The 26,235-nt window shown below is 45.3% G+C and carries 22 protein-coding genes; 13 read left to right on the forward strand and 9 right to left on the reverse strand.

Translation table 11 applies throughout. The annotated features are described in order from the left end of the window. Positions 1-19 precede the first annotated feature (19 nt). The gene (locus ICE88_RS05940) at positions 20-481 is read right to left on the reverse strand and encodes a tripartite tricarboxylate transporter TctB family protein (protein ID WP_216250518.1); all 462 of its coding nucleotides are present in this window, start codon (positions 479-481) and stop codon (positions 20-22) included. Positions 482-608: 127 nt separating this feature from the next. Here ICE88_RS05940 and alaS point away from each other — a divergent pair, with 127 nt between their 5' ends. Further along, the gene (gene alaS / locus ICE88_RS05945; protein WP_216250520.1) at positions 609-3,236 is read left to right on the forward strand and encodes an alanine--tRNA ligase; all 2,628 of its coding nucleotides are present in this window, start codon (positions 609-611) and stop codon (positions 3,234-3,236) included. Continuing rightward, a complete protein-coding gene (locus ICE88_RS05950; RefSeq protein WP_089514647.1) occupies positions 3,233-3,466 on the forward strand; it encodes a sulfurtransferase TusA family protein in 234 nt (77 codons plus the stop codon). Before alaS ends, ICE88_RS05950 begins: the two co-directional genes overlap by 4 nt. Positions 3,467-3,517: 51 nt before the next feature. Here ICE88_RS05950 and galU read toward each other — a convergent pair whose 3' ends face one another. Both galU and ICE88_RS05960 read right to left on the reverse strand, forming a co-directional pair. After that, positions 3,518-4,384: a UTP--glucose-1-phosphate uridylyltransferase GalU gene (gene galU, locus ICE88_RS05955; RefSeq protein WP_215290233.1), complete on the reverse strand. Its 867-nt coding sequence runs from the start codon at positions 4,382-4,384 to the stop codon at positions 3,518-3,520. A 1-nt stretch (position 4,385) separates the two neighbouring features. Continuing rightward, positions 4,386-7,247: a valine--tRNA ligase gene (locus tag ICE88_RS05960; protein ID WP_216250523.1), complete on the reverse strand. Its 2,862-nt coding sequence runs from the start codon at positions 7,245-7,247 to the stop codon at positions 4,386-4,388. A gap of 40 nt (positions 7,248-7,287) precedes the next feature. Between ICE88_RS05960 and ICE88_RS05965 the strand changes: the two genes are divergently transcribed. Then, on the forward strand, positions 7,288-9,591 hold the full coding sequence (locus ICE88_RS05965) for a UvrD-helicase domain-containing protein (RefSeq protein WP_216250527.1): 2,304 nt from the start codon (positions 7,288-7,290) through the stop codon (positions 9,589-9,591). Here ICE88_RS05965 and ICE88_RS05970 read toward each other — a convergent pair whose 3' ends face one another. The 3 genes from ICE88_RS05970 to ICE88_RS05980 are packed head-to-tail and all read right to left on the reverse strand — an operon-like array spanning position 9,592 to position 11,694. After that, entirely contained in the window at positions 9,592-10,356 is a 765-nt protein-coding gene (locus tag ICE88_RS05970) for a BPSS1780 family membrane protein (protein ID WP_216250530.1), read from the reverse strand. Further along, positions 10,343-11,350, reverse strand: coding sequence for a homoserine kinase (locus tag ICE88_RS05975; RefSeq protein WP_216250532.1), 1,008 nt, complete (start codon positions 11,348-11,350; stop codon positions 10,343-10,345). The genes ICE88_RS05970 and ICE88_RS05975 overlap by 14 nt, the downstream gene beginning before the upstream one ends. 5 nt (positions 11,351-11,355) lie before the next feature. Continuing rightward, complete coding sequence (locus tag ICE88_RS05980; protein ID WP_216250534.1) at positions 11,356-11,694, reverse strand: hypothetical protein; 339 nt, start codon at positions 11,692-11,694, stop codon at positions 11,356-11,358. A 94-nt stretch (positions 11,695-11,788) separates the two neighbouring features. On the opposite strand from ICE88_RS05980, the gene polA reads away from it, so the two are divergent. From polA to ICE88_RS05995, 3 genes are read left to right on the forward strand one after another with little or no spacing between them, the layout of a single operon-like run. Continuing rightward, positions 11,789-14,590 carry a DNA polymerase I gene (gene polA / locus ICE88_RS05985; RefSeq protein WP_216250536.1) on the forward strand — a complete coding sequence of 934 codons (2,802 nt, stop codon included), beginning with the start codon at positions 11,789-11,791 and terminating at the stop codon, positions 14,588-14,590. Between the two features lie 39 nt (positions 14,591-14,629). Further along, entirely contained in the window at positions 14,630-15,535 is a 906-nt protein-coding gene (locus ICE88_RS05990; protein ID WP_216250538.1) for a dienelactone hydrolase family protein, read from the forward strand. Further along, positions 15,532-16,320, forward strand: coding sequence for a ZIP family metal transporter (locus ICE88_RS05995; protein WP_216250539.1), 789 nt, complete (start codon positions 15,532-15,534; stop codon positions 16,318-16,320). The genes ICE88_RS05990 and ICE88_RS05995 overlap by 4 nt, the downstream gene beginning before the upstream one ends. A gap of 38 nt (positions 16,321-16,358) precedes the next feature. On the opposite strand, the gene ICE88_RS06000 is transcribed toward ICE88_RS05995, so the two are convergent. Both ICE88_RS06000 and ICE88_RS06005 read right to left on the reverse strand, forming a co-directional pair. Further along, a complete protein-coding gene (locus ICE88_RS06000) occupies positions 16,359-17,210 on the reverse strand; it encodes a sulfurtransferase (protein ID WP_216250541.1) in 852 nt (283 codons plus the stop codon). A 21-nt stretch (positions 17,211-17,231) separates the two neighbouring features. Continuing rightward, positions 17,232-18,332, reverse strand: a complete 1,101-nt coding sequence (locus ICE88_RS06005) for an aromatic ring-hydroxylating dioxygenase subunit alpha (RefSeq protein ID WP_216250543.1) — start codon at positions 18,330-18,332, stop codon at positions 17,232-17,234. 154 nt (positions 18,333-18,486) lie between these two features. Here ICE88_RS06005 and xseB point away from each other — a divergent pair, with 154 nt between their 5' ends. From xseB to folE2, 4 genes are read left to right on the forward strand one after another with little or no spacing between them, the layout of a single operon-like run. Further along, on the forward strand, positions 18,487-18,720 hold the full coding sequence (gene xseB / locus ICE88_RS06010) for an exodeoxyribonuclease VII small subunit (RefSeq protein WP_216250546.1): 234 nt from the start codon (positions 18,487-18,489) through the stop codon (positions 18,718-18,720). Between the two features lie 8 nt (positions 18,721-18,728). Continuing rightward, complete coding sequence (locus ICE88_RS06015) at positions 18,729-19,628, forward strand: polyprenyl synthetase family protein (RefSeq protein ID WP_255535231.1); 900 nt, start codon at positions 18,729-18,731, stop codon at positions 19,626-19,628. A gap of 33 nt (positions 19,629-19,661) precedes the next feature. Next, positions 19,662-21,566, forward strand: coding sequence for a 1-deoxy-D-xylulose-5-phosphate synthase (gene dxs / locus ICE88_RS06020; protein WP_216250549.1), 1,905 nt, complete (start codon positions 19,662-19,664; stop codon positions 21,564-21,566). A 20-nt stretch (positions 21,567-21,586) separates the two neighbouring features. Further along, positions 21,587-22,408, forward strand: a complete 822-nt coding sequence (gene folE2, locus ICE88_RS06025; protein WP_216251900.1) for a GTP cyclohydrolase FolE2 — start codon at positions 21,587-21,589, stop codon at positions 22,406-22,408. Here folE2 and tsaD read toward each other — a convergent pair. Next, entirely contained in the window at positions 22,405-23,469 is a 1,065-nt protein-coding gene (gene tsaD / locus ICE88_RS06030) for a tRNA (adenosine(37)-N6)-threonylcarbamoyltransferase complex transferase subunit TsaD (protein WP_216250552.1), read from the reverse strand. The genes folE2 and tsaD overlap by 4 nt on opposite strands. A gap of 80 nt (positions 23,470-23,549) precedes the next feature. Here tsaD and rpsU point away from each other — a divergent pair, with 80 nt between their 5' ends. The 3 genes from rpsU to dnaG all read left to right on the forward strand — a co-directional run bounded on the left by rpsU (position 23,550) and on the right by dnaG (position 26,171). After that, positions 23,550-23,762 carry a 30S ribosomal protein S21 gene (gene rpsU / locus ICE88_RS06035; protein ID WP_088813122.1) on the forward strand — a complete coding sequence of 71 codons (213 nt, stop codon included), beginning with the start codon at positions 23,550-23,552 and terminating at the stop codon, positions 23,760-23,762. Between the two features lie 89 nt (positions 23,763-23,851). Continuing rightward, complete coding sequence (locus ICE88_RS06040) at positions 23,852-24,298, forward strand: GatB/YqeY domain-containing protein (RefSeq protein ID WP_216250555.1); 447 nt, start codon at positions 23,852-23,854, stop codon at positions 24,296-24,298. 22 nt (positions 24,299-24,320) lie between these two features. Next, a complete protein-coding gene (gene dnaG, locus ICE88_RS06045; protein WP_216250557.1) occupies positions 24,321-26,171 on the forward strand; it encodes a DNA primase in 1,851 nt (616 codons plus the stop codon). Positions 26,172-26,235 lie beyond the last annotated feature (64 nt).

Genomic DNA, 26,235 nt, shown 5'->3' on the forward strand with positions numbered 1-26,235 from the left:
GATGTATCTTCTCCGAGATTTAAGGAGTTAAAAAGCTTGGCCAAACTTGGAACTGAAGTTTCAGTCCCCAGATAAAGGCAACGTAGGCAATTAAATTCATGATCACTATATTTACTACAGTGCCCTTCCAATGGAATTCATGGCTGGCCATGGCTGAGATGAAGACCAGAAGAGCCAATGAAACTACCAAACCCATTGGCTTTAAAACAAGACCGAATAAAACCACTGATCCAGTGACCCACAAAACTGAGACCCAGTCCCATTTAGCAAGTTTGTCTGATTCACCTTTTTTAGACATTGAAGTCATGGTCACAATGGCGCCAATCATGGCTAGGACAATGCCTAACCAGAATGGGAAATATCCAGGACCCATCTTGGCGGGTGTACCCATAGGATAGGTTGTTGCAACGTAGGCAAAACCAAGTCCAATTAGTACAAACATGATTCCTGAGGCGAAGTCTTTTTGACTGCGAATATGCATCGTTAGGCCCTCTTTATTTTGCAAGTAAGTGATAAAGACACGATTGTAAGCTTTCTTAAAGCTAAGATTCCCGTTTTTTGGCTTGGGGTTTGTACCAATGGGCGTTGTCTGAGTCATAATTACGCACATGAAAGTTACTCAAATACGCCAAAATTTCTTAAAGTTCTTTGAATCCAAGGGTCACCAAGTGGTCTCCTCCAGTCCGGTCGTGCCTGGTGATGATCCAACCTTGTTGTTCACCAACGCGGGCATGAATCAATTCAAAGATGTTTTCTTGGGCTTTGATAAGCGCCCTTACAACAGAGCTACTACAGCGCAGAAATGTATTCGTGCTGGCGGTAAGCACAATGACTTAGACAATGTGGGTTACACCGCTCGTCACCACACTTTCTTTGAGATGTTGGGTAACTTCTCTTTTGGCGACTATTTCAAAAAAGATGCTATCAGCTACGCATGGGAACTCTTGACCACTGTTTATAAGTTGCCAGCAGAAAAGTTGTGGGTGACTGTTTATGCCGAAGATGATGAGGCATATGACATCTGGCAAAAAGAAATTGGTGTGCCAGCTGAAAGAATCATTCGCATTGGCGACAACAAAGGTGGCCGTTACGCATCAGATAACTTCTGGATGATGGGTGACACTGGTCCTTGTGGTCCTTGTACAGAAATCTTTTATGACCACGGCGACCACATTGCTGGCGGCCCTCCAGGTAGTCCTGATGAAGATGGCGATCGCTATATCGAAATCTGGAACAACGTTTTCATGCAATTCAATCGCGATGAAGATGGTGTGATGCATCCACTGCCTAAGCCAAGTGTTGATACTGGTATGGGTCTTGAGCGCATTGCTGCAGTTTTGCAACATGTTCACTCAAACTACGAAATCGATTTATTTGTTAATTTGCTCAACGCTGCGAAAGCAGCGGTTGATGGTGCTGGTGCTGGCAACTGTGATGCCAACAGTCCATCACTCAAAGTGATTGCAGACCACATTCGCGCATGTTCTTTCACAGTTGCAGATGGTGTGATTCCGGGCAATGCGGGACGTGGCTACGTTTTGCGTCGTATCACTCGTCGTGCGATTCGTCACGGTTACAAATTGGGTGCTCGTGCCCCATTCTTCCATAAACTTGTGAGTGCTTTGGTTAAAGAAATGGGTGAGGCTTATCCAGAACTCAAGGCCAATGAAGCCAGGGTGACTGAAGTATTGAAGCAAGAAGAAGAAAGATTCTTCCAAACCATCTCGAACGGTATGGAGATTCTTGAAACTGCTTTAACCAATACTTCAAAAGTAATAGATGGTGAAACAGCGTTCAAGTTGCATGACACATTTGGTTTCCCGCTTGATTTAACGGCAGACGTCTGTCGCGAACGTGGCGTGACTGTTGATGAAGCAGGCTTTGAAGTTGCCATGAACCGTCAGCGTGATCAAGCGCGTGCCGCAGGTAAATTCAAAATGGCTCAAGGTCTTGAGTACAGTGGGGCGCCAACCGTGTTCCATGGTTATGACACTTTGAACAAAGATTCAGCCAAGGTATTGGCACTATATATTGATGGCTCACAAGTGAACTCAATCAAAGCCGGCGACAGTGCTGTTTTGGTTTTAGACAATACACCTTTCTATGCTGAATCTGGTGGCCAAGTCGGTGATGCTGGTGAGTTGCGCAATCAATCCAGTTTGTTTGAAGTTGAAGACACACTGAAGATTCAGGCGGATGTATTTGGTCATCATGGTCAAGTGCTTGAAGGTGAAATCAAAGTGGGCGATCAGCTCAATGCCAAAGTGGATGCTGAAAGACGTGCAAGAACGATTCGTCATCACAGCGCGACTCATTTGATGCACAAAGCATTGCGTGAAGTATTGGGCGCTCATGTGCAGCAAAAGGGTTCATTGGTCGATCCTGATAAAACACGTTTTGACTTCACGCACACCGCCCCTATGACTCCAGAGCAGATCGCTCAGGTAGAGCAATTGGTGAATGCTGAAATTCTTGCGAACGCTGCTACTTCAGCCAAAGTGATGAGCTTGGATGATGCGCAGAAAACGGGCGCCATGATGTTGTTCGGAGAGAAGTACGGTGAGTCTGTTCGTGTATTAGAAATCGGTTCATCCAAAGAGTTGTGTGGTGGTACACACGTTCAGAGAACCGGTGATATTGGTATTTTTAAAATATTGTCAGAGAGTGGCGTTGCTGCTGGTATTCGCCGAGTTGAGGCTATCACCGGTGATCGTGCTTTGACTTATTTGCAAAAGTTAGACACTCAGATCAATCAATTGGCTGCAAGTTTGAAAGCAACCCCGAGTGATTTGGCTCAAAGAATCACACAGCTTCAAGACCACGCACGTTCTTTGGAAAAAGAATTGGAGCGCTTAGGTTCTAAGTTGGCCGCTAGCCAAGGTGATGAATTGATGTCACAAGCTGTTGAGGTGAATGGCGTCAAAATCTTGGCAGCTCTTCTTGAAGGTGCGGACGCCAAAGTTTTGCGAGAAACCTTGGATCAGCTTAAAAATAAATTGAAGTCAGCCGCCATTGTTTTGGCTTCTGTTCAAGATGGAAAAGTTCAATTAGCGGCTGGTGTGACTGCTGACACGATTGCCAAGGTCAAAGCTGGTGATTTGGTGAACCACGTGGCGCAACAGGTAGGCGGTAAAGGCGGCGGTAAGCCTGACATGGCGATGGCTGGTGGCACCGATCCAAAAGGCCTCACAGTGGCTCTCAAGAGCGTTCAAGCTTGGGTATCAGAGCGTTTATGAGTCAGCAGGTAGATAAAGAAGTGGATGCCAGTGGGCTGAATTGCCCACTGCCTATTTTGCGAGCCAAAAAAGCATTGGCAGAAATGCAAAGTGGGGAAGTTCTTAAGGTGACAGCAACCGATGCAGGTGCTGAGCAAGATTTCCCAACTTTTGCCAAGCACACCGGTAATGAGTTGCTACTCACTGAGAAATTAGCAGACGCTTTTGTGTTTTATCTCAAGCGCCGCTAAAGATTGCCTGATCGATCTGATCAGGCAAATCAAACAAATAAATTAAATCAATCAGCGAGTTTTAAGAAACTCGCTAAAACCGTCCTTGACTTCAGGGTGACGCAAAGCAAAGTCCACAGTGGCTTTTAAATAGCCCAGTTTGCTGCCACAGTCATAGCGCACACCTTCATATTCATAAGCCAATACTTGCTCTTGACTGAGCAGTGATTGAATCGCATCGGTTAACTGTAATTCGCCACCAGCACCTGGTTTGATCGTTTTGATGTGGTCAAAGATTCTTGAAGACAAAATATAGCGACCCACAACACCCATGTTTGATGGGGCATCCGCTGGGGCTGGTTTCTCAACAATGCCGCTCAGCTTGTAAATGCGCTCATCAAATAATTTACCGTCAATCACGCCATAAGATTTACTTTGCTCAGGCGAGATTTTTTCAACGCCCAAGATGGAGCTACGATAGTGCTGATATTTATCGACCATCTGCTTCATCACGGGCACTTTGCCATCCAATAGATCGTCCGCCAAGATCACGGCAAATGCTTCGTCGCGGATTAATTTTTCAGCGCACAAAACAGCATGACCCAAACCAAGAGCCTCTGGCTGTCGGACATACACGCAATCCACATGGCTTGGTTTGATGCTGCGAACCAAAGTCAGTAAATCTTGTTTATTTTTAGCTTCTAATTCAGCTTCAAGTTCATAAGCTTTGTCGAAGTGATCTTCAATCGCTCGTTTGCTACGACCTGTGACGAAAATCATTTCAGTGATGCCAGCAGCCATGGCTTCTTCAACGGCATACTGAATCAATGGTTTATCAACTACGTTCAACATCTCTTTAGGGCTGGCTTTGGTCGCTGGTAAGAAGCGGGTACCAAGGCCTGCAACAGGGAAAACTGCTTTGGTGATGGTTGTATTCATATCAGGATGGTAAACGACTTAATTGACTGTTCAGTTTTTCTAATAAAGACTCAAAATCAGCCAAACGCTGTTTCTCTTGAATCACCACGGCTTCAGGCGCTCTTGCCACAAAGCTTTCATTGTTTAACTTTGAATTGGCTTTATTGATTTCAGCACTGATGCGCTCGATTTCTTTACTCAAGCGAGCTTTCTCAGCGGCCGCATCAATTTCAACTTTGAGCAATATTTTGGTATTGCCCACGATCGATACTGGTGCGCCTGCGCCATCTTTTTCTAGGCTGGCATCATCTTCATAAATTTTTACTTCTGATAGTTTTGCCAATGCCTGAATGTAAGGCGCTGCCATTTTCAAGAACTCAGAATCACCTTTGATGTACAAAGGCACGCGCAGCGCTGGAGAGATTTGCATTTCACCTCTGAGGTTGCGGCACGCATCTACCAAAGCCTTGACTTCAGCAACCCAAGCTTCGCTCTTGGTACAGATCTTCTCTGGCTGAGTAACTGGGTAAACTTGTAATGCAATCGTTTGCTTTTCTTGTTTCTCAAGATCCTTGCCAGACATTGGACCAACAATTTGCCACAACTCTTCAGTGATGAATGGGATCACTGGGTGTGCCAAGCGCAAGATAGTTTCTAGTACGCGCAAAAGAGTTCTGCGTGTCGCACGTTGTTGTGCCGGCGTACCGTTTTGTAATTGAACCTTGGCAAGTTCTAAGTACCAATCGCAATATTCATCCCAAACAAACTGATAGATAGACGTTGAGATATTGTCAAAACGATAATCTTTGAAGCCTTTATCAATGTCTTCTTCAACTCTTTGCAACAAGGACACGATCCACTTATCTGCAGGTGAGAAGTCTAAATAACCGTCTGGACCACATTCGCCAACGCACTGGGCAATGCCATTGTCTTCGGGTGTTCCTGGGCAGTTCATCAATACAAAGCGAGTGGCATTCCATAGCTTGTTGCAGAAGTTTCTGTAACCCTCGCAACGCTTTTGATCAAAATTGATATTTCTACCAAGTGTTGCCATCGATGCGAATGTGAATCTCAATGCATCTGTACCAAAGGCAGGAATGCCGTCTGGAAATTCTTTTTTGGTTTTCTTGGTAATGCTTTCGGCTTGCTTAGGATTCATCAAACCGGTTGTGCGTTTGGCCAACAAGGTATCTAAATCAATGCCGTCTATCAGATCAATTGGATCCAAAGTATTGCCTTTGGACTTGCTCATCTTTTGACCTTCGGCATCGCGCACCAAGCCGTGAACGTAAACAGTTTCAAATGGAATCTTGCCAGTGAAGTGGCAAGTCATCATGACCATGCGAGCCACCCAGAAGAAAATGATGTCAAAGCCAGTCACCAAAGCTGATGATGGTAAGAAATGAGCGAGCTCAGGTGTTTTATTTGGCCAACCCAATGATGAGAATGGCACCAAAGCAGAACTGAACCATGTGTCCAAAACGTCTTCGTCGCGACGCAAAGCGCCTGTGTAGCCATTGGCTTTTGCTTTTGCGATAGCCTCTGCTTCTGTGCGTGCCACAACAATCTTGCCGTCTTCTTGATACCACGCTGGGATTTGATGACCCCACCAGAGTTGACGTGAAATGCACCAATCCTGAATACCCTCTAACCACTGGTTATAGGTGGTGGTCCAGTTTTCTGGAACAAACTTCACATCACCACACTTAACTGCATCAAGGGCTGCCTCAGCGATTGATTTACCTGGACGATACAGATTGTGCTCAGTCGGTTTAGACATCGCCACAAACCACTGATCGGTGAGCATTGGCTCAATCACAGACTTGGTACGATCGCCACGTGGCACCATCAAGGTGTGTGGTTGAACTTTTTCTAATAAACCCAAAGCTTCAAGATCAGCAACGATCAACTTGCGCGCTTCAAAGCGATCAAGACCTTGATATTTCTTTGGTGCGTGTTCATTGATCTTGGCATCCAAGGTCAAAATATTGATCATCTCTAATTCATGACGCAAGCCAACAGCGTAGTCATTGAAGTCGTGTGCTGGGGTTACTTTAACCACCCCAGTACCAAATTCTTTATCGACATAATCATCAGCAATGATTGGGATCTGTCTGTCTGATAGAGGTAAGTTAACTGTTTGACCAATCAAATGCTTGTAGCGTTCATCCTCTGGATGAATCATCACTGCTACGTCACCCAACATGGTTTCTGGACGAGTGGTGGCAACCGTGAGATGTCCTTGGCCATTCGATAGTGGGTAACGAATGTGCCACATCGAACCTTGCTCTTCTTCGCTCTCAACTTCTAGGTCAGAAACTGCTGTGCCCAAAATAGGGTCCCAGTTCACCAAACGTTTACCGCGATAAATCAAACCTTGCTCGTACAAGCTGACAAATACTTCAACCACTGCTTGGGACATTTTGTCGTCCATCGTGAAGTATTCACGGCTCCAATCAATCGAAGCACCCAGGCGTCTAATTTGATTGGTGATGGTGGAACCAGATTGTTCTTTCCAGGCCCACACTTTTTCTAAGAATTTTTCACGGCCCAAATCATGTCTTGAAACCTTTTGGGCATCCAATTGTCTTTCGACCACAATTTGTGTCGCAATGCCTGCGTGGTCAGTACCGGGTACCCAAAGGGTGTTTTTGCCTTGCATGCGAGCATGTCTTGCCAAGCCATCCATGATGGTTTGGTTGAAGGCATGACCCATGTGAAGGGTGCCTGTGACGTTCGGTGGCGGCAATTGGATACAAAAACTATCCTTTTTGTCGTCCAAAGTGGCAGTGGCAATACCCCTTTTTTCCCACTCAGGACCCCATTGGGCCTCGATTTGGGAGGGTTCGAAAGATTTAGCGAGGTCAGAAAGATTTTTAGACATAAGCCCGAATTATAATTTTTTGTTGAACGTAAAGGCGCATGTGACGAATATTCTTAATAATTTAAATCCAGAACAGCTAGAAGCTGTGACTTTGCCGCCTGTTAATGAGGCAGGTAATAGTCAATCAGCCATGATTTTAGCTGGTGCTGGCAGCGGTAAGACCAAGGTATTGACCACCAGAATCGCTTGGTTGATTCAGACAGGTCAGGCATCCCCAGTAGGCGTTTTAGCCGTGACCTTCACGAATAAGGCTGCTAAAGAGATGTTGACGCGTCTTTCTGCCATGATGCCCATCAACACCAGGGGTATGTGGGTTGGCACCTTCCACGGCCTGTGTAATCGTTTATTGAGAGCCCATCACAAAGATGCTGGCTTGCCATCCACATTCCAGATTTTGGACACCCAAGATCAGTTGTCAGCCATCAAGAGACTTTTAAAGTCACTCAAGATTGATGATGAGAAGTATCCGCCCAAGCAGCTGCAGTACTTTATTGCTCATGCCAAAGAAAAAGGCATGCGCGCCAAAGACATGGATCGTGGAGATTCTTTCCAAAACACCATGGTTGAGCTGTATCAGGCTTATGAAGAGCAATGTCAGCGTGAGGGCGTGGTTGATTTTGCAGAATTGTTACTTCGCAGCTATGAGCTTTTAAAACATCACCAACCGATTCGTGAGCATTACCAAGAAAGATTCCGTCATATTTTGGTTGATGAGTTTCAAGATACCAATGCTTTGCAATACGCCTGGCTAAAACTTTTATCCGGTCACGGCACATCTTCACCGAGCTCTGTGTTTGCGGTTGGTGATGATGATCAAAGTATTTACGCCTTCAGGGGTGCTGATGTTGAGAACATGAAATTGTTCGAGCGCCACTACAAGCCTTACTTGGTGAAGCTTGAACAGAACTATCGTTCATACGGACATATCCTGGATGCTGCCAATCATCTGATTGCCAATAACACTGAGCGTCTTGGTAAAAACCTCAGAACAGATGCAGGTCACGGTGAACCTGTGAGAGTCTACGAGGCTGCCACTGATGGCACTGAAGCTGCGTGGATGGTTGATGAAATCAAGAGCTTGATCAACACCGGCAGCATGCGCACCGAGATCGCTATTTTGTATCGCAGCAATGCTCAGTCACGCATCATCGAGCATGGATTATTTTCTGCGGGCATTCCTTATCGTGTGTATGGCGGTTTGCGATTCTTTGAACGTGCTGAGATCAAGCACGCCTTGGCTTATTTGCGTTTATTAGAAAACCCCAATGACGATACTTCCTTTGCGCGAGTAGTGAACTTTCCAACTCGAGGCATCGGAGCGAAAAGTATTGAAACTTTGCAAGACAGTGCCAAATTAAATAATTGTTCTTTCTATGCTGCAGCTCCTTACTTGGAAGGTAAAGCAGGAACATCTATTTCAGCATTTGTGCGCTTGATTGATCACATGCGTGATGCCACACGTCACAACACCTTGCCTGAAACAGTTGATTACGTGATTCAGCACAGCGGTTTGATTCAGCACTATTTGGCAGAGCGTGAAGGTCAAGACCGTGTAGAGAACTTACAAGAATTGGTCAACGCTGCCACAGCGTTCATTGCTGAAGAAGGCTTTGCTCAAGACACAGTGGCTGGAACAGATCAGACTGAAGTGATCACTGAGATGTCGCCTTTGGCTGGTTTCTTGGCACACGCTTCACTGGAGGCGGGAGACAACCAAGCGCAAGCTGGTCAGGATGCTGTTCAGTTGATGACTGTGCATGCTGCCAAAGGTCTTGAGTTCACCAATGTGTTCATCACTGGTTTGGAAGAAGGTTTATTCCCTCATGAAAACAGCATCAATGAAGATGATGGTCTTGAGGAAGAGCGACGTTTGATGTACGTGGCCATCACCAGAGCCAAAGAAAGATTATTTTTATCTCACACGCAATCAAGACTGCTGCATGGTCAGGTGAGATATAACTTGCCATCAAGATTTTTAGATGAATTACCAGCTGAATCTTTGAAGCATTTGACGCCTAAAAATAAAGATGCACGCTGGGGCAGTAGTACGACCACCACCAGAATGCCTTCATGGTCTGAGGGCAGTGATTGGGGCGGTCCAGCGGCAACGATTCCGAGGTCTTCTAGAAACAGTGCCATCACTGTACCGGTCAGCAGCTTGCCGCAAAAAGACAATGGGCATGGCTTCAGAGTTGGGCAAAGCGTGTTTCACACAAAATTTGGTGAGGGAAGAATTTTGGCCATTGAAGGTCAAGCTGATCAAGCCAAGGCCAACGTCAACTTTAATCGTCATGGACCTAAATGGTTGCAATTGGCGATTGCTAAATTAACCGCCATTGATTGATCATTCTTTGTTGAAGCAAGCCTTCCAGGTGGCAAAGAATGAGCAGTACATGACTGTCAGAGCTGCCATTGAATAAGGTGGGATGATGAATGGGATGGCAGCTCGAAGGCCAATCCCATCAAGGAATGCTTCCAAGAAAAATGGCACAGCAACAATCAAGGCTGCCCAAATCATCAAGTAAAAAATAAAGGCAGCTTTATTGGTCCAGCAAGCCACCCAGCTTGAGAAGAGTGCTTGAGCCACTGACATTTTTTCCCAAGCAACCAAGATGGGCGCAAACCACATCACCATGGCCACTGGCAAATAAAGTAAAAGACCAATGGTGAGACCTGTGTACAAACCTTGAACGTCTCTGATGGTCGGTTCTTTCTGTTGCGTTAGTAGAGTGACCAATTGCTTGAAATCAATGAAAGCACTGGCAATCAAACTCAAAATCAAAATGGCGAAGGCATAGACTGTGCCCAACACCAATAAATTCTTTTTGGTGATCGAATCGGTTCCTCTGAAGCCGGCGAGATAGACGGTGGGCATCACTCTCTCACCACGAATCACCATTTGACAGGCTGTCATGAAGCCAACGGTGAGGGCTGGGGTTAAAAGCAATACGGCAAAAACTCCGAACACAGGAATCAGAATCGCGAACTGAGCAATAAAGACATATAGAAATACCAGCATCAGAAATGCCAATGGATTTTTCTTAAAAAGCCAGAAGCCTTGTCTTACCCAAACGTAACCGTCGCCGGATGGTGCTTTATTTAGTTGCATATTTAACAGAGTTTTTTGGAAGGTTAGAGCTTACCTCACGGCGTGAGATCAGAATTCTCTCAAAATGAGTAGGGTCATGTGGGGTCAGCATTTTTGCCTCTCGAGGAAGGTGATAGTCCCAAAGGCGAGACACCCAAAAACGCAGAGCGGCTGCTCGCAACATCATGTTCCAAGAATTGATTTCGGCTGGCTCAAAAGATCGAACAGCCTGATACTTTTCAATCATGCCGGCGTATCTTGCTGGATCAATTTGACCAGTCGCCAATTCAATGCACCAGTCATTGATGGTGACCGCCAAATCAAACAACCATTTATCGTTACCAGCAAAATAAAAGTCAAAAAATCCACCGAGTTCATCTTGACCAGATGTGTTGTCAAACAACACATTGTCTCTGAACAAATCACAATGACTTGGTCCAGAAGGCAGTGATTGGTATTCAGCACTATGGAAGAAATTGATTTGTGCGGCAAGCTCTGACTGAATCAGTTGATCTTGAGCAGGATTCAGGTGAGGGATGACCAATGGCACAGTGCTTTTCCACCAATCAATGCTGCGCAGGTTGGCTTGTGACAACTGAAAGTCTTTGCCCGCCAAATGCATTTTGGCCAAGGCCTCACCCACTAATTCGCAATGGCGCACTGAAGGATTTAAAAATGATTTCCCAGAAAGCTTTGAGACGATGGTGGCAGGTTTGCCATTTAAGTCGCCAACGATCTGATGAGCATTGTTTCTAATGGGAGCTGGAACCTTGATGCCTTTTTTCGACAAATGCTCCATTAACTCTAAATAGTAGGGCAATTGCTCTTTTGACAAACGTTCGAACAAAGTCAAAACGAATTCATGTTGAGCGCCACTCGATTGCGTGGTCAGGAAGAAATTAGAATTCTCGATACCACTGCTAATACCTTTTAGCTCTGAAGCAACACCTACTTGGTAGTTCTTTTGTAACCAAGCATTGACTTCATCGAGAGTGACTGATGTGAAGACCGCCATGACTATTAAAAGGGCATTCGAATCGTTGGCACGCGATTCACGTTCTGATCTCTGATTTTGGGTGATGCTGCATCATCAGGTGTGCTCAGTTCGTAGCGAGTTCCAAAGGAGCTTTCAACAATAACTTCGGTTGCTTTGCCACCTTCTTTGTATTCCTTGATGCTGGTGCCATCTGCCTCTTGATGCTGAAAAGTAGGCTTTTTTTCAGCCGATTTACCAGTTTCAGCATTATTTTTGATATTTGGGGCAATTGGCTGCTGATTGATTCTTTGCAGTTCTTCGGCACTCAAACCTTGCGAGCTCTGAGCCATAAGTCCTTGAGATACAAGGATTAATGTTGTCATTAGGCCACCTAAAACAAGCTTAAAAGACGTGTTTTTTAGGGAGTTCATTTGAGAAAAAGTCGGTGTCATCATGCATCAATTGTACGATTGTGGGATGTCTACACATCGCCTTTTGCTAGTTGACGGTTCTAGCTACCTTTACCGTGCTTTTCATGCCATGCCAGATTTGCGCAATGCGCAAGGTTTTCCAACGGGCGCCATTCAAGGCATGGTCAATATGATGAGGCGTGCAAGAACAGAATTGGATGCCGATCACATCGCTTGTGTATTCGATGCCAAAGGAAAAACATTCCGTGATGAGATGTACCCAGAATACAAAGCCAATCGTTCATCCATGCCAGAAGATTTGGCGATGCAAATTGAAGCAATCCATCAAGTGGTGCGTGCCATGGGTTGGCCCGTATTAGTCGTACCAGGTATTGAGGCTGATGATGTGATTGGAACTTTGGCCAAGCAGGCCAAGGCAGCTGATTGGAATGTTCTTATTTCAACGGGCGATAAAGATTTGGCGCAATTGGTGGAGCCTGGCATTAGCTTGATCAACACCATGACAGAAGAGCGTTTAGATAGCGCTGGTGTATTAAATAAATTTGGCGTTCCACCTGAAAGAATCGTTGATTACCTCTCCATCATGGGCGATAGCGTGGATAACGTTCCTGGTGTGCCTAAGGCCGGCCCGAAAACCGCTGTCAAATGGTTGAATGAGTTTGGCACCTTGGATGAGTTGATGAAACGATCTGCTGAGGTGAAGGGCGTGGTTGGAGAAAATTTACGTGCCAGCCTCGATTGGTTACCCAAAGCCAGAGAATTAGTCACGGTCAAAATTGACTGTGATCTCAAAGAACATTTGATTGGTTTACATGACTTGCATGCTAAGTCAGAAGACAAAGAAACCCTCAGAGAATTGTTCACGCAGTTTGGATTTAAATCTTTGCTCAGAGACTTGGATCGTGGATCTAACTCAGGTTCATCAACTACCCAAGCAGCAACTCAAACAGCAACAGAGGTAAAAACAGAAGCAAAAACAACTGATGTAAAAGAAATCTCAGCTGGTGATCTACTGGGCTTTGTCGCTGAACTGCCGACTGAAAAAATCGAGCGTCATTATTCATGTGTGACTACTGATGCTGAGCTCGAGGTTTGGTTAAAGAAAATTAATTCAGCTGTATTGACATGTGTTGATACAGAAACAACCGGTTTGGATGCTCTCAGAGTTGATCTCGTGGGTATTTCATTGGCTGTTTCACCTGGGGAAGCTTGTTACATTCCTTTGGCTCACACGACCAATGAAGATCAATTGGACAAACAATCAGTGCTGGAAAAACTCAAGCCGTGGCTAGAGAGTGATGAGCATGCCAAGCTTGGCCAAAATTTAAAATATGACATTCATATTTTTGATGGTTGTGGCATAAGACTTCGTGGCATCCAGCACGACACACTCTTGCAGTCCTATGTTTTAGAGTCGCACAGAAGTCATGACATGGACAGCTTGGCGATGCGCCACTTGGGTGAGAAAACCATTGCTTATGAAGATGTTTGTGGCAAAGGTGTTCATCAAATCACTTTTGATCAAGTCAATCTTGAAACTGCGACGCAATATGCGGCTGAAGATGCTGACATCACTTTAAGACTTCATCGCGCGATGTATCCAGCCATTGAGGCCGATGAAAAGTTATTGCATATTTATCGCGAGATTGAAATGCCCGCCATGCAAGCGCTTGCTGTCATGGAGCGCAATGGTATTTTGATTGATAGTGCCAAGTTGGCTGCTCAAGGGCAAATCGTTGGACAACGTTTACTTGAATTAGAAAAACAAATTCATGAGCTGGCTGGTCAGCCTTTCAACATTCAGTCGCCCAAGCAGATTGCTGAAATATTGTTTGGCAAGCTTGAATTACCGGTTGTTAAGAAAACACCTTCTGGTGCGCCGTCCACCGATGAAGAGGTGTTGCAAAAGTTGGCAGAAAACTATCCCTTGCCAGCCAGAATCTTGGACTACAGAAGCTTGGCCAAGTTGCAATCAACATATATTGAAAAATTGCCAAGAATGGTCAACCCTAAAACAGGCAGGGTTCATACAAACTACTCTCAGGCAGTGGCTGTGACTGGGCGCTTGGCTTCAAGTGAGCCAAATTTGCAAAATATTCCAGTAAGAACAGAAGAAGGCAGAAAGATTCGGGAAGCCTTTATTGCTAAACCTGGATCAGTCATGGTTTCGGCAGACTACTCTCAGATTGAGTTACGCATCATGGCTCACATTGCTGAAGATGAGAGTTTGCTAAAAGCTTTTGCAGCAGGTGAAGATATTCATAAAGCCACGGCCGCTGAAATGTTCCATGTGGCACTTGATCAAGTGAGTTCAGAGCAAAGACGTTATGCAAAGGTGATTAATTTTGGTTTGATCTATGGCATGAGCGCTTTTGGTTTAGCAGGCAATTTGGGCATCGAACGTTCTGCCGCTCAGCAATACATTGATACTTATTTTGCAAGGTATCCAGGTGTGGCCGATTACATGGCAAGCACCAGGGTGCGCGCCAAAGAAATGGGGTATGTGGAAACTGTTTTTGGGCGTCGTTTGTGGTTGCCTGAAATCAGAAGTGCCAATGGTATGCGTCGTCAGGGTGCTGAAAGGGCCGCGATCAATGCTCCAATGCAAGGAACGGCTGCGGATTTGATTAAATTGGCAATGATTGCTGTTCAGGATTGGATAGAGCAAAATCACATGCAAACATGTATGCTTTTGCAAGTTCATGACGAATTGGTGCTTGAGGTGCCTGAGTCTGAGCTTGAATTAGTGAAAGAAAATTTACCAAAACTGATGACGGGTGTTGCATCTTTAAAAGTGCCGTTATTGGTGGAAGTTGGAATTGGTTCTAATTGGGAAGAAGCCCATTAAGAAAACAATCATTACTAAAATAAGTAAGAGGAGAACGCTGTGGATAAGAATTTAATCAAAGAAGCAGAATCACTATTGAATAGCACTGGCACTGATCGTCGTAGTTTTTTAAAGACCGGCGCTGTTGCAACTGTTGGTTTGGGATATGTTGCTGCTGCTGAACCAGTTTTAGCGCAGGCCATTAAAACAAACTTTGATGGCATTGACGGACAAGAAGTGACGTTTACTTCTAATGGAGTCGATGTTCCAGCATATGTAGCAAGACCAAAGAAGGCGCCTAAAAATGGTTTGCCTGTGGTTTTTGTGATCAGTGAAATTTTTGGCGTTCATGAATACATTGCTGATGTGGCAAGAAGATTTGCCAAGATGGGTTACTTAGCGATTGCTCCAGAGTTGTTTGTGAGAGCAGGAGATCCTAATACTCTGGGCACCATGGCTGAAATCTTGAAAGAGATTGTTGGTAAAACTTCAGATGAGCAAGTGATGGCTGATTTGCAAGCTGGCATTAATTGGGCTGGTAAAAATGGTGGTGATGTGAAGCGTATTGGCATCACTGGTTTTTGTTGGGGTGGCCGCATCACATGGTTAGCTTGTGCTCAAATTCCGCAAATACGTGCGGGTGTGGCTTGGTATGGACGCGTGATTGGAGATAAGACTCCTAACAATCCATTGCACCCAGTAGATCTTGCTGCTCAAATGAAAGCACCTGTTCTTGGCTTGTATGGTGGTGCAGACACTGGCATTTCTTTAGAGAGCGTTGATCAAATGAAGCAGGCTTTGGCGGCAGCCAAAACCAATAAAGCTGCACAAGCATCTCGTTTTGAAATTTATCCAGATGCGCCGCATGCTTTCCACGCTGATTACCGAGCTACTTATCGTGAAGGCCCAGCAAAAGATGGTTGGGACAAGGCCTTGGCTTGGTTTAAGCAACAAGGGGTTGTATGACATTGTTTTGGATCATCCTGGCCACCACGGTGGCTGGGGTTTTGAGTATTGCTGCTGCAGCCAGCTTGTCTTTGACTGTTCTATCAAGAATGGTCAACAAGATGGTGAGTCTATCGGTCGGCGTTTTACTGGCGACCGCTTTATTACATTCTTTGCCAGAAGCTTTTACGACGCCTGGTGCTGATATTTCTTCTTTGTTTATTGCGCTTCTCGCAGGATTGCTGGGTTTCTTTATTCTGGAGAAAGCTGCGCTTTTAAGACACAGTCACCATCACGAGCACGATGGTCATGGTCATCATCACGGCCATGATGCAGAGTCTGCTGGTAAGAGTGGTTGGGTGATTTTGTTGGGCGATGGCCTGCACAATTTTGCCGATGGTATTTTGATTGCTGCCGCGTTTTTAGTAGATCCACAAATTGGTGTTTTGACTGCTGTTGCGATTGCTTTGCATGAAATACCGCAAGAGGTGGGCGATTTCATTATTTTGCTGAATGCAGGTTTTAGCAAAGCAAAAGCTTTGCTCTACAACTTCATTTCTAGCATGATGGCTGTGATTGGTGGGGTGCTTGGATATTTCTTTTTAGACAGTGCACAAGCCCTGATCCCATATGTGATCGTCTTAGCGTCTAGTAGTTTTATTTACATCGCTGTGAGCGATTTGATGCCACAGATGCACAGACGACCAAAGCTCAAAGAATCACTTGAGCAAATCTTATTGATTGTTCTTGGCGTTATTTTGGTTTTGTTTATTTCAGAGCTCAGCCATTTAGGCCACAGTCATTAAGACTATTGAGTCACTACTGAGCTAAACACTTAATCGATTTACTTCTCAATAGGGCGAGCAGGATCTGCACACCACTCGCTCCAGCTGCCTGGGTAAATCATTGATGATTTCAAGCCAGCTAATTCCATCGCAAACATGTTGTGACAAGCCGTGATGCCTGAACCGCATTGGTGAATGATGGATTCACTTGGGGTGTCACCAAGTACATCTTTGAACTCTTTTACCAAGACATCAGCCGATTTAAATTGGCCATTGGCATCCAAGTTATTTTTGAAGAAACGATTGATTGCGCCAGGTATGTGACCACCCACAGGGTCCAGCGTTTCATTCTCGCCACGAAAGCGATCGGCTGAACGCGCATCCAGAACCACGAATTTTTTACTGGATAAATTATTAAGAATGTCTGAGGCTAACAGCGCATCCTTGTAAGCAGCTGCTTGACTGGTGTTCGATGAAGCAGAGGTATTAGGTCTTTGGGTTTCTGTTTTTTCACTTGCAAAACCAGCAGCCAACCAAGAGGCATAGCCACCATTCAGTAATCGAACATTCTTGTGACCTGTGGCTCTTAACATCCACCACATTCTGACGGCGTACATGCAAGACTGATTATCATAAATGACGATGTTGCTATCTTTTGTGATGCCAAGGCTGGCGCATGTTTTGAGCCACTGCTCAATCGTTGGTAAAGGATGTCGACCGTTCCGACCGTTTTTCGTAGAAGCCAAATCATGATCAACATCAACGAAGATAGCAGATGGAATGTGTCCATCTAAATAAGATTCATAACCTGCTTTAGGGTTGACTAGATCGGATCGGCAATCAAACAATAAAAACGCTTTGCCTGATTCCAAGTCACTGTTTAATTCGGCAGCTTCTATCAATAGCATCATCAATCCTTTTTTATTACTTCTTTACTTGTAGGACATCGCTTTTCTGTACCACTCGTGGAAGTGTTGCATGCCATCTTCCATCGGGCTTTGATATGGACCTACTTCGTTCACGCCGCGATCAAGAAGTGCTTTTCTACCTTGATCCATGCGTTCTGCAATTTCATCATCTTCAATGCATGTTTCCATGTAAGCAGCTCTTTCTGCTTCAATGAACTCTCGTTCAAACAGAGCAAGCTCTTCTGGGTAATAAAACTCAACAATATTTCTGGTTTTATTCGGACCCATGGGTTGCAGCGTTGACACACACAAAACACCTGGGTACCACTCCACCATGATGTTCGGGTAGTAGGTTAACCAAATGGCACCATGTTTTGGCATTTTTTCTGGATGAGTTTTTAAAACGGCATCGTGCCAACGTTGATAGGTTGGTGAGCCTGCGTGCTTCAATTGATTTTTAATACCAACTGTTTGTACGCTGTACCAATCTCCGAATTGCCAAGATAAATCTTCGCAAGAAACAAACTTGCCTAAGCCTGGATGGAATGGCTCGACGTGATAGTCCTCAAGGTAAACCTCAATGAATGTTTTCCAGTTGTAATTACATTCATGAACTTCAACGTGATCCAACATGTATCCAGAAAAATCTAAATCTTTTGAGATTCCCATGTTCATCAAGTCTGCATGAACATCTCTTGGGCCCTCAAATAAGAGACCTTGCCAATTTTGCAAAGGACTCTTACCTAAGTTCAAGCAAGGCTGATCATCAAAATGCGGTGCACCCAATAAGGTTCCATCAGTTTTATAGGTCCAACGGTGTAATGGGCAAACAATGTTGTCTACATGTCCTCGTCCGTTGAGCATGATGGCTTGACGGTGGCGACACACATTTGAGAGTAGTTCAATGCCTTGATCGTTGCGGACCAAAACGCGACCTTCATTCTCGGCACTTAAAGTTTGATAGTCACCAATCTCTGGGACCATGAGCTCATGACCGACGTAACCAGGCCCCTGCTTAAAAAGCAGGTCAATTTCTCTTTGATACAGCTCTGCATCAAAGTAAGCCGATACTGGCAGTTGTAGCTTGGACTGCGCAAGATGCTGCGCGCTAGCTAGATTAGTCATTCTTCCCACCCCCGAAAAAAGTCAGCCGAAGCTAAGCGGAATAACCAATCCAACCATCGACGGGTCGATATTGGATAGGGAAAAAGATTATAACCGTCCCTAAAGCCTTAAAATCGGTCAGTGAATTGTTTTTTATCAAATAAAAGGGATTTTTATGCCTAAAAAGACTGGCGCTGAAGCTACTTCTGCTTCCCCCACTTCTTTGAGCCCTGATCTTCGTTATGAGGATGCTGTTTCTGAGCTTGAAGGTTTGATCGCGACCATGGAGTCTGGCAAGTTAAGTCTTGAAGATACTTTGACTGCTTATAAGCGCGGCGCTGAACTATTGAAGCATTGCCAGCATGTTTTAGAGCAGGTTGAGCAACAAGTGAAGATGGTCCAAGGTTAAGGGATAGCTTGAAGCTGAGTGATACAACTTCTGTCTGGTTGCAACGTTCAACAGAGCGTGTGGATCAGGCCATCCTGAAATATTTTGATGAGCAAGTCTCGGCAGCATCAGGCTTGAAATCTGCCATGCACTACGCCGCCACAGGTGGTGGCAAAAGGGTTCGTCCTTTATTGACTTACGCAACAGCCAGTCTTTCTGGCAAAGAGTTGGATCAGGTGGCTGGACTTGATGCTTGTGCAGTGGCTTTGGAGTTGTTTCACACGTATTCATTGGTTCATGATGATTTGCCTTGTATGGATAACGACGACCTGCGTCGTGGCAGACCAACCGTTCACAAAGCGTTTGATGAAGCCAGTGCCTTGTTGGTGGGTGATGCCCTGCAAACCATGGCGTTTCAGTTAATTGTGCAAAGCGCACTCAACGATGCACAGAAAGTGCAAGTGATCACAAGCCTGAGCATGGCCGGCGGTATGGCTGGCATGGCCGGTGGTCAAGCCATTGATTTGGCGAGTGTTGGCAAACAGTTGACGCAAAATGAACTTGAGCAGATGCACCGTTTAAAAACAGGAGCCCTGTTAAGAACAGCGGTACAAATCGGTGCGATTGCGATTGATTTGAGTGAGCAAGAAAAGAAATCCTTGGATGTGTTTGCCAGTGCCTTGGGTTTGGCGTTTCAGGTAGTGGATGATGTTTTGGATGCGAGTTCAGACAGTCAAACTTTGGGCAAAACTGCCGGAAAAGATGCCGCTGCCAATAAACCAACATTTGTTTCTTTGATGGGTTTAGATGGCGCAAGAGAATTTGCAAGACAATTGCATCAAGAAGCCCTCGATAGTCTGAGCGTTTGGGGCGACAATGCTGATTTGTTAAGAGCTATTGCTAGTAAAGTGGTGAACAGAGATAGCTGATAGCTGGTGTGGAAGCTGTAATTAAAATAATTTATGACTGATTTACTTAAAACAATTGATGATCCAAAGGATTTACGAGAATTAAATCGTGATCAATTACCAAAGCTTGCTGCAGAGTTGCGCGAGTTCTTGGTGGATTCTGTTGCAAAGACAGGCGGACATCTATCGTCTAATTTGGGCACTGTTGAATTAACAGTTGCCTTGCATTACGTTTTTCAGACCCCTTATGACCGCTTGATTTGGGATGTGGGTCATCAAAGTTACCCACATAAAATTTTGACCGGTCGTCGTGAGCGCATGGGCACGCTCAGACAGTATGGTGGTATCTCAGGTTTCCCACGTCGTTCTGAAAGTGAATACGATACTTTTGGTACAGCGCATTCTTCAACCAGTATTTCTGCAGCGATTGGTATGGCGCTGGGTGCTCGTGCCCAAGGCGAAAAACGCGTGGCTGTGGCAGTAATTGGTGATGGTGCGATGAGTGCTGGTATGGCCTTTGAAGCATTGAACAACGGCGGCATACACAAAGACTTGCCTTTGGTCGTGATACTTAACGACAACGACATGTCTATCTCGCCAGCAGTGGGCGCCTTGAATCGTTATTTGGCGCGCTTGATGAGTGGTCGTTTTTACGCTGCCACTAAAAAAGGTTTGGACAGTGTTTTATCGATGGCACCACCTTTGCGAGAATTTGCAAAAAGATTAGAAGAGCACGCCAAAGGCATGGTTGTACCTGGAACTATTTTTGAAGAGTTTGGTTTTAATTACATTGGACCAATTGATGGTCACGACCTTGACTCGTTAGTACCGACCCTACAAAACGTCAGACGTTTGGCTCTTGATGGTGAAGGCCCACAGTTTTTGCACGTGGTCACCAAAAAAGGACAAGGTTATAAATTAGCAGAAGCTGATCCGATTCTTTATCACGGACCAGGCAAGTTTGATCCTGCCCAAGGAATTGCAACTGCAAAACCAAGCACCCCAAGTAAGAAAACATTCACACAAGTTTTTGGTGACTGGGTGTGCGATATGGCTGAGGCAGACAAGCGCTTGGTAGCAGTCACACCAGCAATGCGCGAAGGATCTGGTTTGGTTGATTTTGAGGCGCGCTTCCCTGATCGTTATTTCGATGTGGGTATTGCTGAACAACACGCCGTGACCTTTGCTGGTGGCTTGGCTTGTGAAGGCATGAAACCAGTCGTTGCGATTTACTCAACATTCTTGCAACGTGGTTACGATCAGTTGATTCATGATGTGGCTTTGCAAGATCTGCCAGTTGTCTTTGCGATGGACCGTTCAGGATTGGTGGGTGCAGACGGCGCCACTCATGCTGGTGCTTATGACATCCCTTATTTGCGTTGCATTCCAAATATGTTGTTGATGGCTCCTGCAGATGAAGCAGAGTGCCGTGATTTACTCACCACTGCTTTTAAACAAAATCATCCATCGGCTGTGCGTTATCCGCGCGGTGCTGGAGTTGGTGCAGCCGTGAGCAAAGAACTCAAAGAATTACCTCTTGGTAAAGCTGAAATCAGACGCAGCACTTCAGGTCTTCAAGGTAAAAAAGTGGCGATTCTTGCATTTGGTACCTTGTTGTACCCAGCACTAGAAGTTGCGCCTGACTTTGATGCCACCGTTGTGAATATGCGATTCATCAAACCATTGGACGTTGATCTTGTGTGCAAGATGGCCAAAGAGCACGACTTGATTGTCACCCTAGAAGAAGGTGCTGTGGGTGGTGGAGCAGGCAGTGCTTGCCTTGAAGCTTTGTCAGTTGCGGGCATTGAAGTAGCCACTTTGGTGCTTGGTTTGCCTGATCGATTCGTTGATCATGGGGACCATGCTTTGCTGATGAAAGAATGTGGTCTGGATGCGGCAGGTATCCGCAAAGCCATTGCAGAAAAGCTGGGAATTCCAGCAAAACAGCAAGCTGCGTAAAATTGCAGGACAATATGACCATGAATGACATCAACACATCTTTCCTAAAAACATCGGCCATGGCCGATGTTCAGTCGTCCGTTGACCATCGCAACATCGTGATTAATCGCGTTGGAATTCGTGGCGTGCGCCATCCTATTCAGGTGACAACCGAATCAGGCGTGCAACCAAGCGTTGCCATGATTGATTTAGATGTTCTGTTGCCAGCGGATAAAAAGGGCACACACATGTCCCGCTTTATCGCTTTGTTACAAGACAGTCATGCGCCTTTGAATGCTCATGAGATGCGTTCGATGATTGGCAAAATGTTGCCATTGTTAGAAGCGCAGGCTGGTCAGATTTCACTTAAGTACACACACTTCATCAACAAGACAGCGCCCATCTCTGGTGTGCAGAGCTTGCTTGACTACGATGTGACTTGGGTGGCTAACGCTAAAAATGTGAATGGTCAAGTAGAAGTGGATTTAAAGCTTCAGGCGGTTGTGCCTGTCACAAGCTTGTGCCCATGTTCAAAAGAAATTTCCGAGTACGGTGCTCACAATCAACGCTCACATGTCACGATGAATGTGACTTTGCAAAAAGACATTGATTTGAGTATTGAAGATTTGGTCAGAATCGCTGAAGCAGAGGCTTCATGTGAGTTGTGGGGCTTGTTAAAGCGCCCAGACGAAAAGTATGTGACCGAAAGAGCTTACGACAATCCAAAGTTTGTTGAAGATTTGGTGCGTGATGTGGCTGGTCGATTAAAAGCTGATGCAAGAATTAAATCGTTTGTTGTTGAAGCTGAAAACTTTGAGTCGATTCACAATCACAGTGCGTATGCACTGATTCAGTCAGACTAATTCAAATCATCCAAAGGCCATCTAGGCCTCACGTCAAATCCCCAATCTTTGGTAGCAAGTTGGGGATTTTTCTTTAGACGCATAGCCCCAGCAAAAGCAATCATCGCACCATTGTCGGTACACAAATGCATCGGTGGGTAATGAACTGAGAAACCTTCTTTGCTGCAAGATTGAGCCAATGATTCTCTGAGTTGTTCGTTGGCGCCAACGCCACCAGCCACAACCAAGGTTGTTAAACCACTTTGCTTTAAGGCATTAATGGATTTACTGACCAACACCTCAACGATGGCATCAACAAATCCTCTGGCGACATCCGCTTTGGCGGAGTCACTCAAGTGACCATTGTTAGCAGCAGTGACTTTTTTAACTTGGGTCAGTAACGATGTTTTTAAACCAGCAAATGAAAAATCCAAATCACCCGAATGTTTCATGGGTCTAGGGAATTGATGGGTGCTTGGATTACCAGTTTTAGCTAAATTGGAAACAGCTGGTCCTCCCGGATAGCTCAAGCCCAACATCTTGGCAGTTTTATCAAACGCCTCACCGGCAGCATCATCCAAAGTCTCTCCAAGGATCGTGTATTCGCCAACCCCAGTCACTTTCATGAGTTGTGTGTGCCCACCTGAGACCAAAAGGGCCACAAATGGGAACTGAATATTGGCGTCATCAGCCAATAAAGGCGATAAAAGGTGACCTTCCAGATGATGAATGCCCAAAACTGGCTTATTCAGGGCCAAGGCCATGCCTTTTGCCACGGATGCGCCGACCAAAAGAGCCCCGGCCAAGCCTGGACCCTGGGTAAAAGCGATCGCATCGATGTCTTCTAAGCCCCCGGGTGTTTCTTTAAGTACCTGATTTATAAGGGGTAATATTCTTTTGATGTGGTCCCTGGAGGCCAATTCTGGCACCACGCCGCCATAATCAATGTGCATGGCTATTTGAGAGTACAGGGCTTGGCCTAATAAGCCCATCCCAGCAGGCTTCCCAGCCTCCCAGGGGGCTGTATCGACAATTGCCACGCCTGTTTCATCACAAGAGGTTTCTATACCAAGTACTCGCATGACTGTATTTTGCCGTGCTACAATCTCGTTTTACAGTTTTTTCTGACTTTTTTTTCAGATCCTATTTAGAGAACTACAGCATGACAACAATCCGCTTACGCGAAAACGAACCTTTTGAAGTAGCACTGCGCCGTTTCAAGCGCACCATCGAGAAGAACGGTCTTTTGACTGAGTTACGTGCTCGTGAGTTCTACGAAAAGCCAACAGCTGAGCGCAAGCGCTTGAAAGCTGCTGCTGCTAAACGCCATTACAAGCGTATTCGCAGCCAGATGTTGCCTAAGAAAATGTATTAATTTTTTCTCAGGCTGGATTTCTAGCCTTGGGATAAGACAAACCCACTGACGGTTATCCCGCAGTGGGTTTTTTCATTTGAGGAGTAAAGATGAGCTTAAAAGACCAAATCATAGAAGATATGAAAAATGCCATGCGCGCAAAAGACACTGCTCGCTTGGGAACCATCCGTTTATTGTTGGCTGCCATGAAGCAAAAAGAAGTGGATGAGCGCATTGAGTTGGATGACGGCGCAGTGATTGCCATCATTGAAAAACTGATCAAGCAACGCAAAGACTCTATTTCTCAGTTTCAGGCTGCTAAGCGTGATGACTTAGTAGTGATTGAGAATGCTGAACTGATTGTTTTGCAGGCTTATATGCCAGAGCAAATGTCTGAAGCTGAAGTAGCTGCAGTGGTTGCAAAAGCAGTGGCGGAAGTTGGCGCGACTGGACCACAAGATATGGGCAAGGTCATGGGCCTTGTTAAATCACAATTGGCCGGTAAAGCGGATATGGGTGTTGTCTCTGCTCAAGTGAAAGCTGCTTTAACAAAATAAAGAATTGTCATAGACTGCCAACATGATTCCTCAATCCTTCATTGCTGATTTATTAAATCGCATCGATATCGTCGAGGTTGTTGGGCGTCATGTGACATTGAAAAAAGCGGGCGCCAACTTTCAAGGTTTGTGTCCCTTTCATAACGAGAAGTCTCCATCATTCAGTGTGTCACCAACCAAACAGTTTTATCACTGCTTCGGTTGTGGAGCGCATGGCTCTGCGATCAGTTTTCTCATGGAGCATTCTGGTCTAACGTATGTAGATGCCATTGAAGAGTTGGCAAGATCTGCTGGCTTGACTGTGCCTCGTGAAGAGCGCAGACCGCAAGACCTTGCGAAGCAACAGCAAGCAATTGCTCTGAGTGAAGTCATGTCACCAGCGGCTGATTGGTACAAACAACAACTAAAACAAAACACGCGCGCGATTGATTATTTAAAAGGTCGTGGCTTGAGTGGTGAAATCGCTAAGCGATTTAACTTGGGTTACGCACCGGAAGCTTGGCAAGGCTTAGAAGCTGTGTTTGGTTCTTACACTCAAGACTCGATTGCCAATGTTTTGGTTGAAGCCGGCTTGATTATTCAGTCAGAGTCAAAACGATACGATCGCTTTCGTGATCGCATCATGTTCCCAATTCGCAATCCTAAAGGCCAGGTGATTGCATTCGGTGGCCGAATCTTAGATGCTGGCGAACCTAAATATTTAAATTCACCAGAAACACCACTGTTCTCTAAAGGCAATACTTTGTATGGTTTGTTTGAAGCGCGACAAGCCATCAGAGATAAAGGATATGTGATCGTTTGTGAAGGTTATATGGATGTGGTGGCGCTTGCTCAATTAGGCTTTGCCAATGGTGTGGCCACTTTGGGTACGGCGTGTACAGCCAATCACGTCAGAGCGTTGATGCGTCAAACTGATCGGATCATTTTTTCATTCGACGGTGATGCCGCTGGTCAGCGAGCTGCGAAGCGAGCGCTTGAAGCTTGTTTGCCGATGATGGCAGATGACAAAGAAATCAAATTCTTATTTTTGCCAACAGAACACGATCCTGACAGTTTTGTCAGAGAGCGCGGTGCTCCAGCGTTTGAAGAAGCGATTCGCCAAGCGATGCCTTTGTCTTCGTTTTTGATTCAAGTGGCCAATGAAGGTCATGATTGGAATACGCCTGAAGGTAGAGCACAAACTCAACACGCAGCAAAGCCACTGTTGTTATCGATGCCTGCGATCGCATTAAGAGCGCAATTGATTCGTGAGTTGGCGCAAAGAGTTGGCATCACTCCAGCAGAGCTTGAATCATTTTGTGGATTCAAGCCAGTTGTTGAGCAAAAGCCAATGACGCCTGTCACGAATAATGGTTCAGATAAATACATGAGTGGGGCTGGTTCGAATGGTAAAAAACCATGGACTAAAAAAGCACCAGTTTCATCTGGGCCGCCACCCACAGCGCCAACCGATTTAGCAGAACAAATCTTAAGAATTCTTTTGCAATTCCCATTCTTTGCAAGAACACTTGAGCCTGAAGCAAAACGCCTTATTTTGGCAGCTGCTCAAAAAAGATCAGAAAAGGCCATGGCATTGATGGCCGATTTGATTTTCCAGTGTGAGCAAATGCCATCCAATGTTGGTTTTGCAGTATTTCAGGAACAATTGGATCGGGCGCCTTTGGCCAAGTCTTATGCCATCCTTCGTGAAAGAATCATGCAAAGTGATTTAACCGAAGATATTGCCAAAGAAGACTTTTATAGCACCCTCAAGAAACTGGAACAGATTGATTTAAAGGATCAAATGACCGAAATTGCTGCCAGAATAGCGGCTGGTCAAACCCAGGAAGGCGATGTTGAGCGCTATCGTCAATTAATGACAAAACTCAAATAATCTGGAAAAACTCCAGCTCACCGACTATAATACAAGGTTTCCGAATTTCTAATGAAATTCAATA

The organism is Polynucleobacter sp. AM-26B4, assembly GCF_018882285.1.
GTDB lineage: Bacteria > Pseudomonadota > Gammaproteobacteria > Burkholderiales > Burkholderiaceae > Polynucleobacter.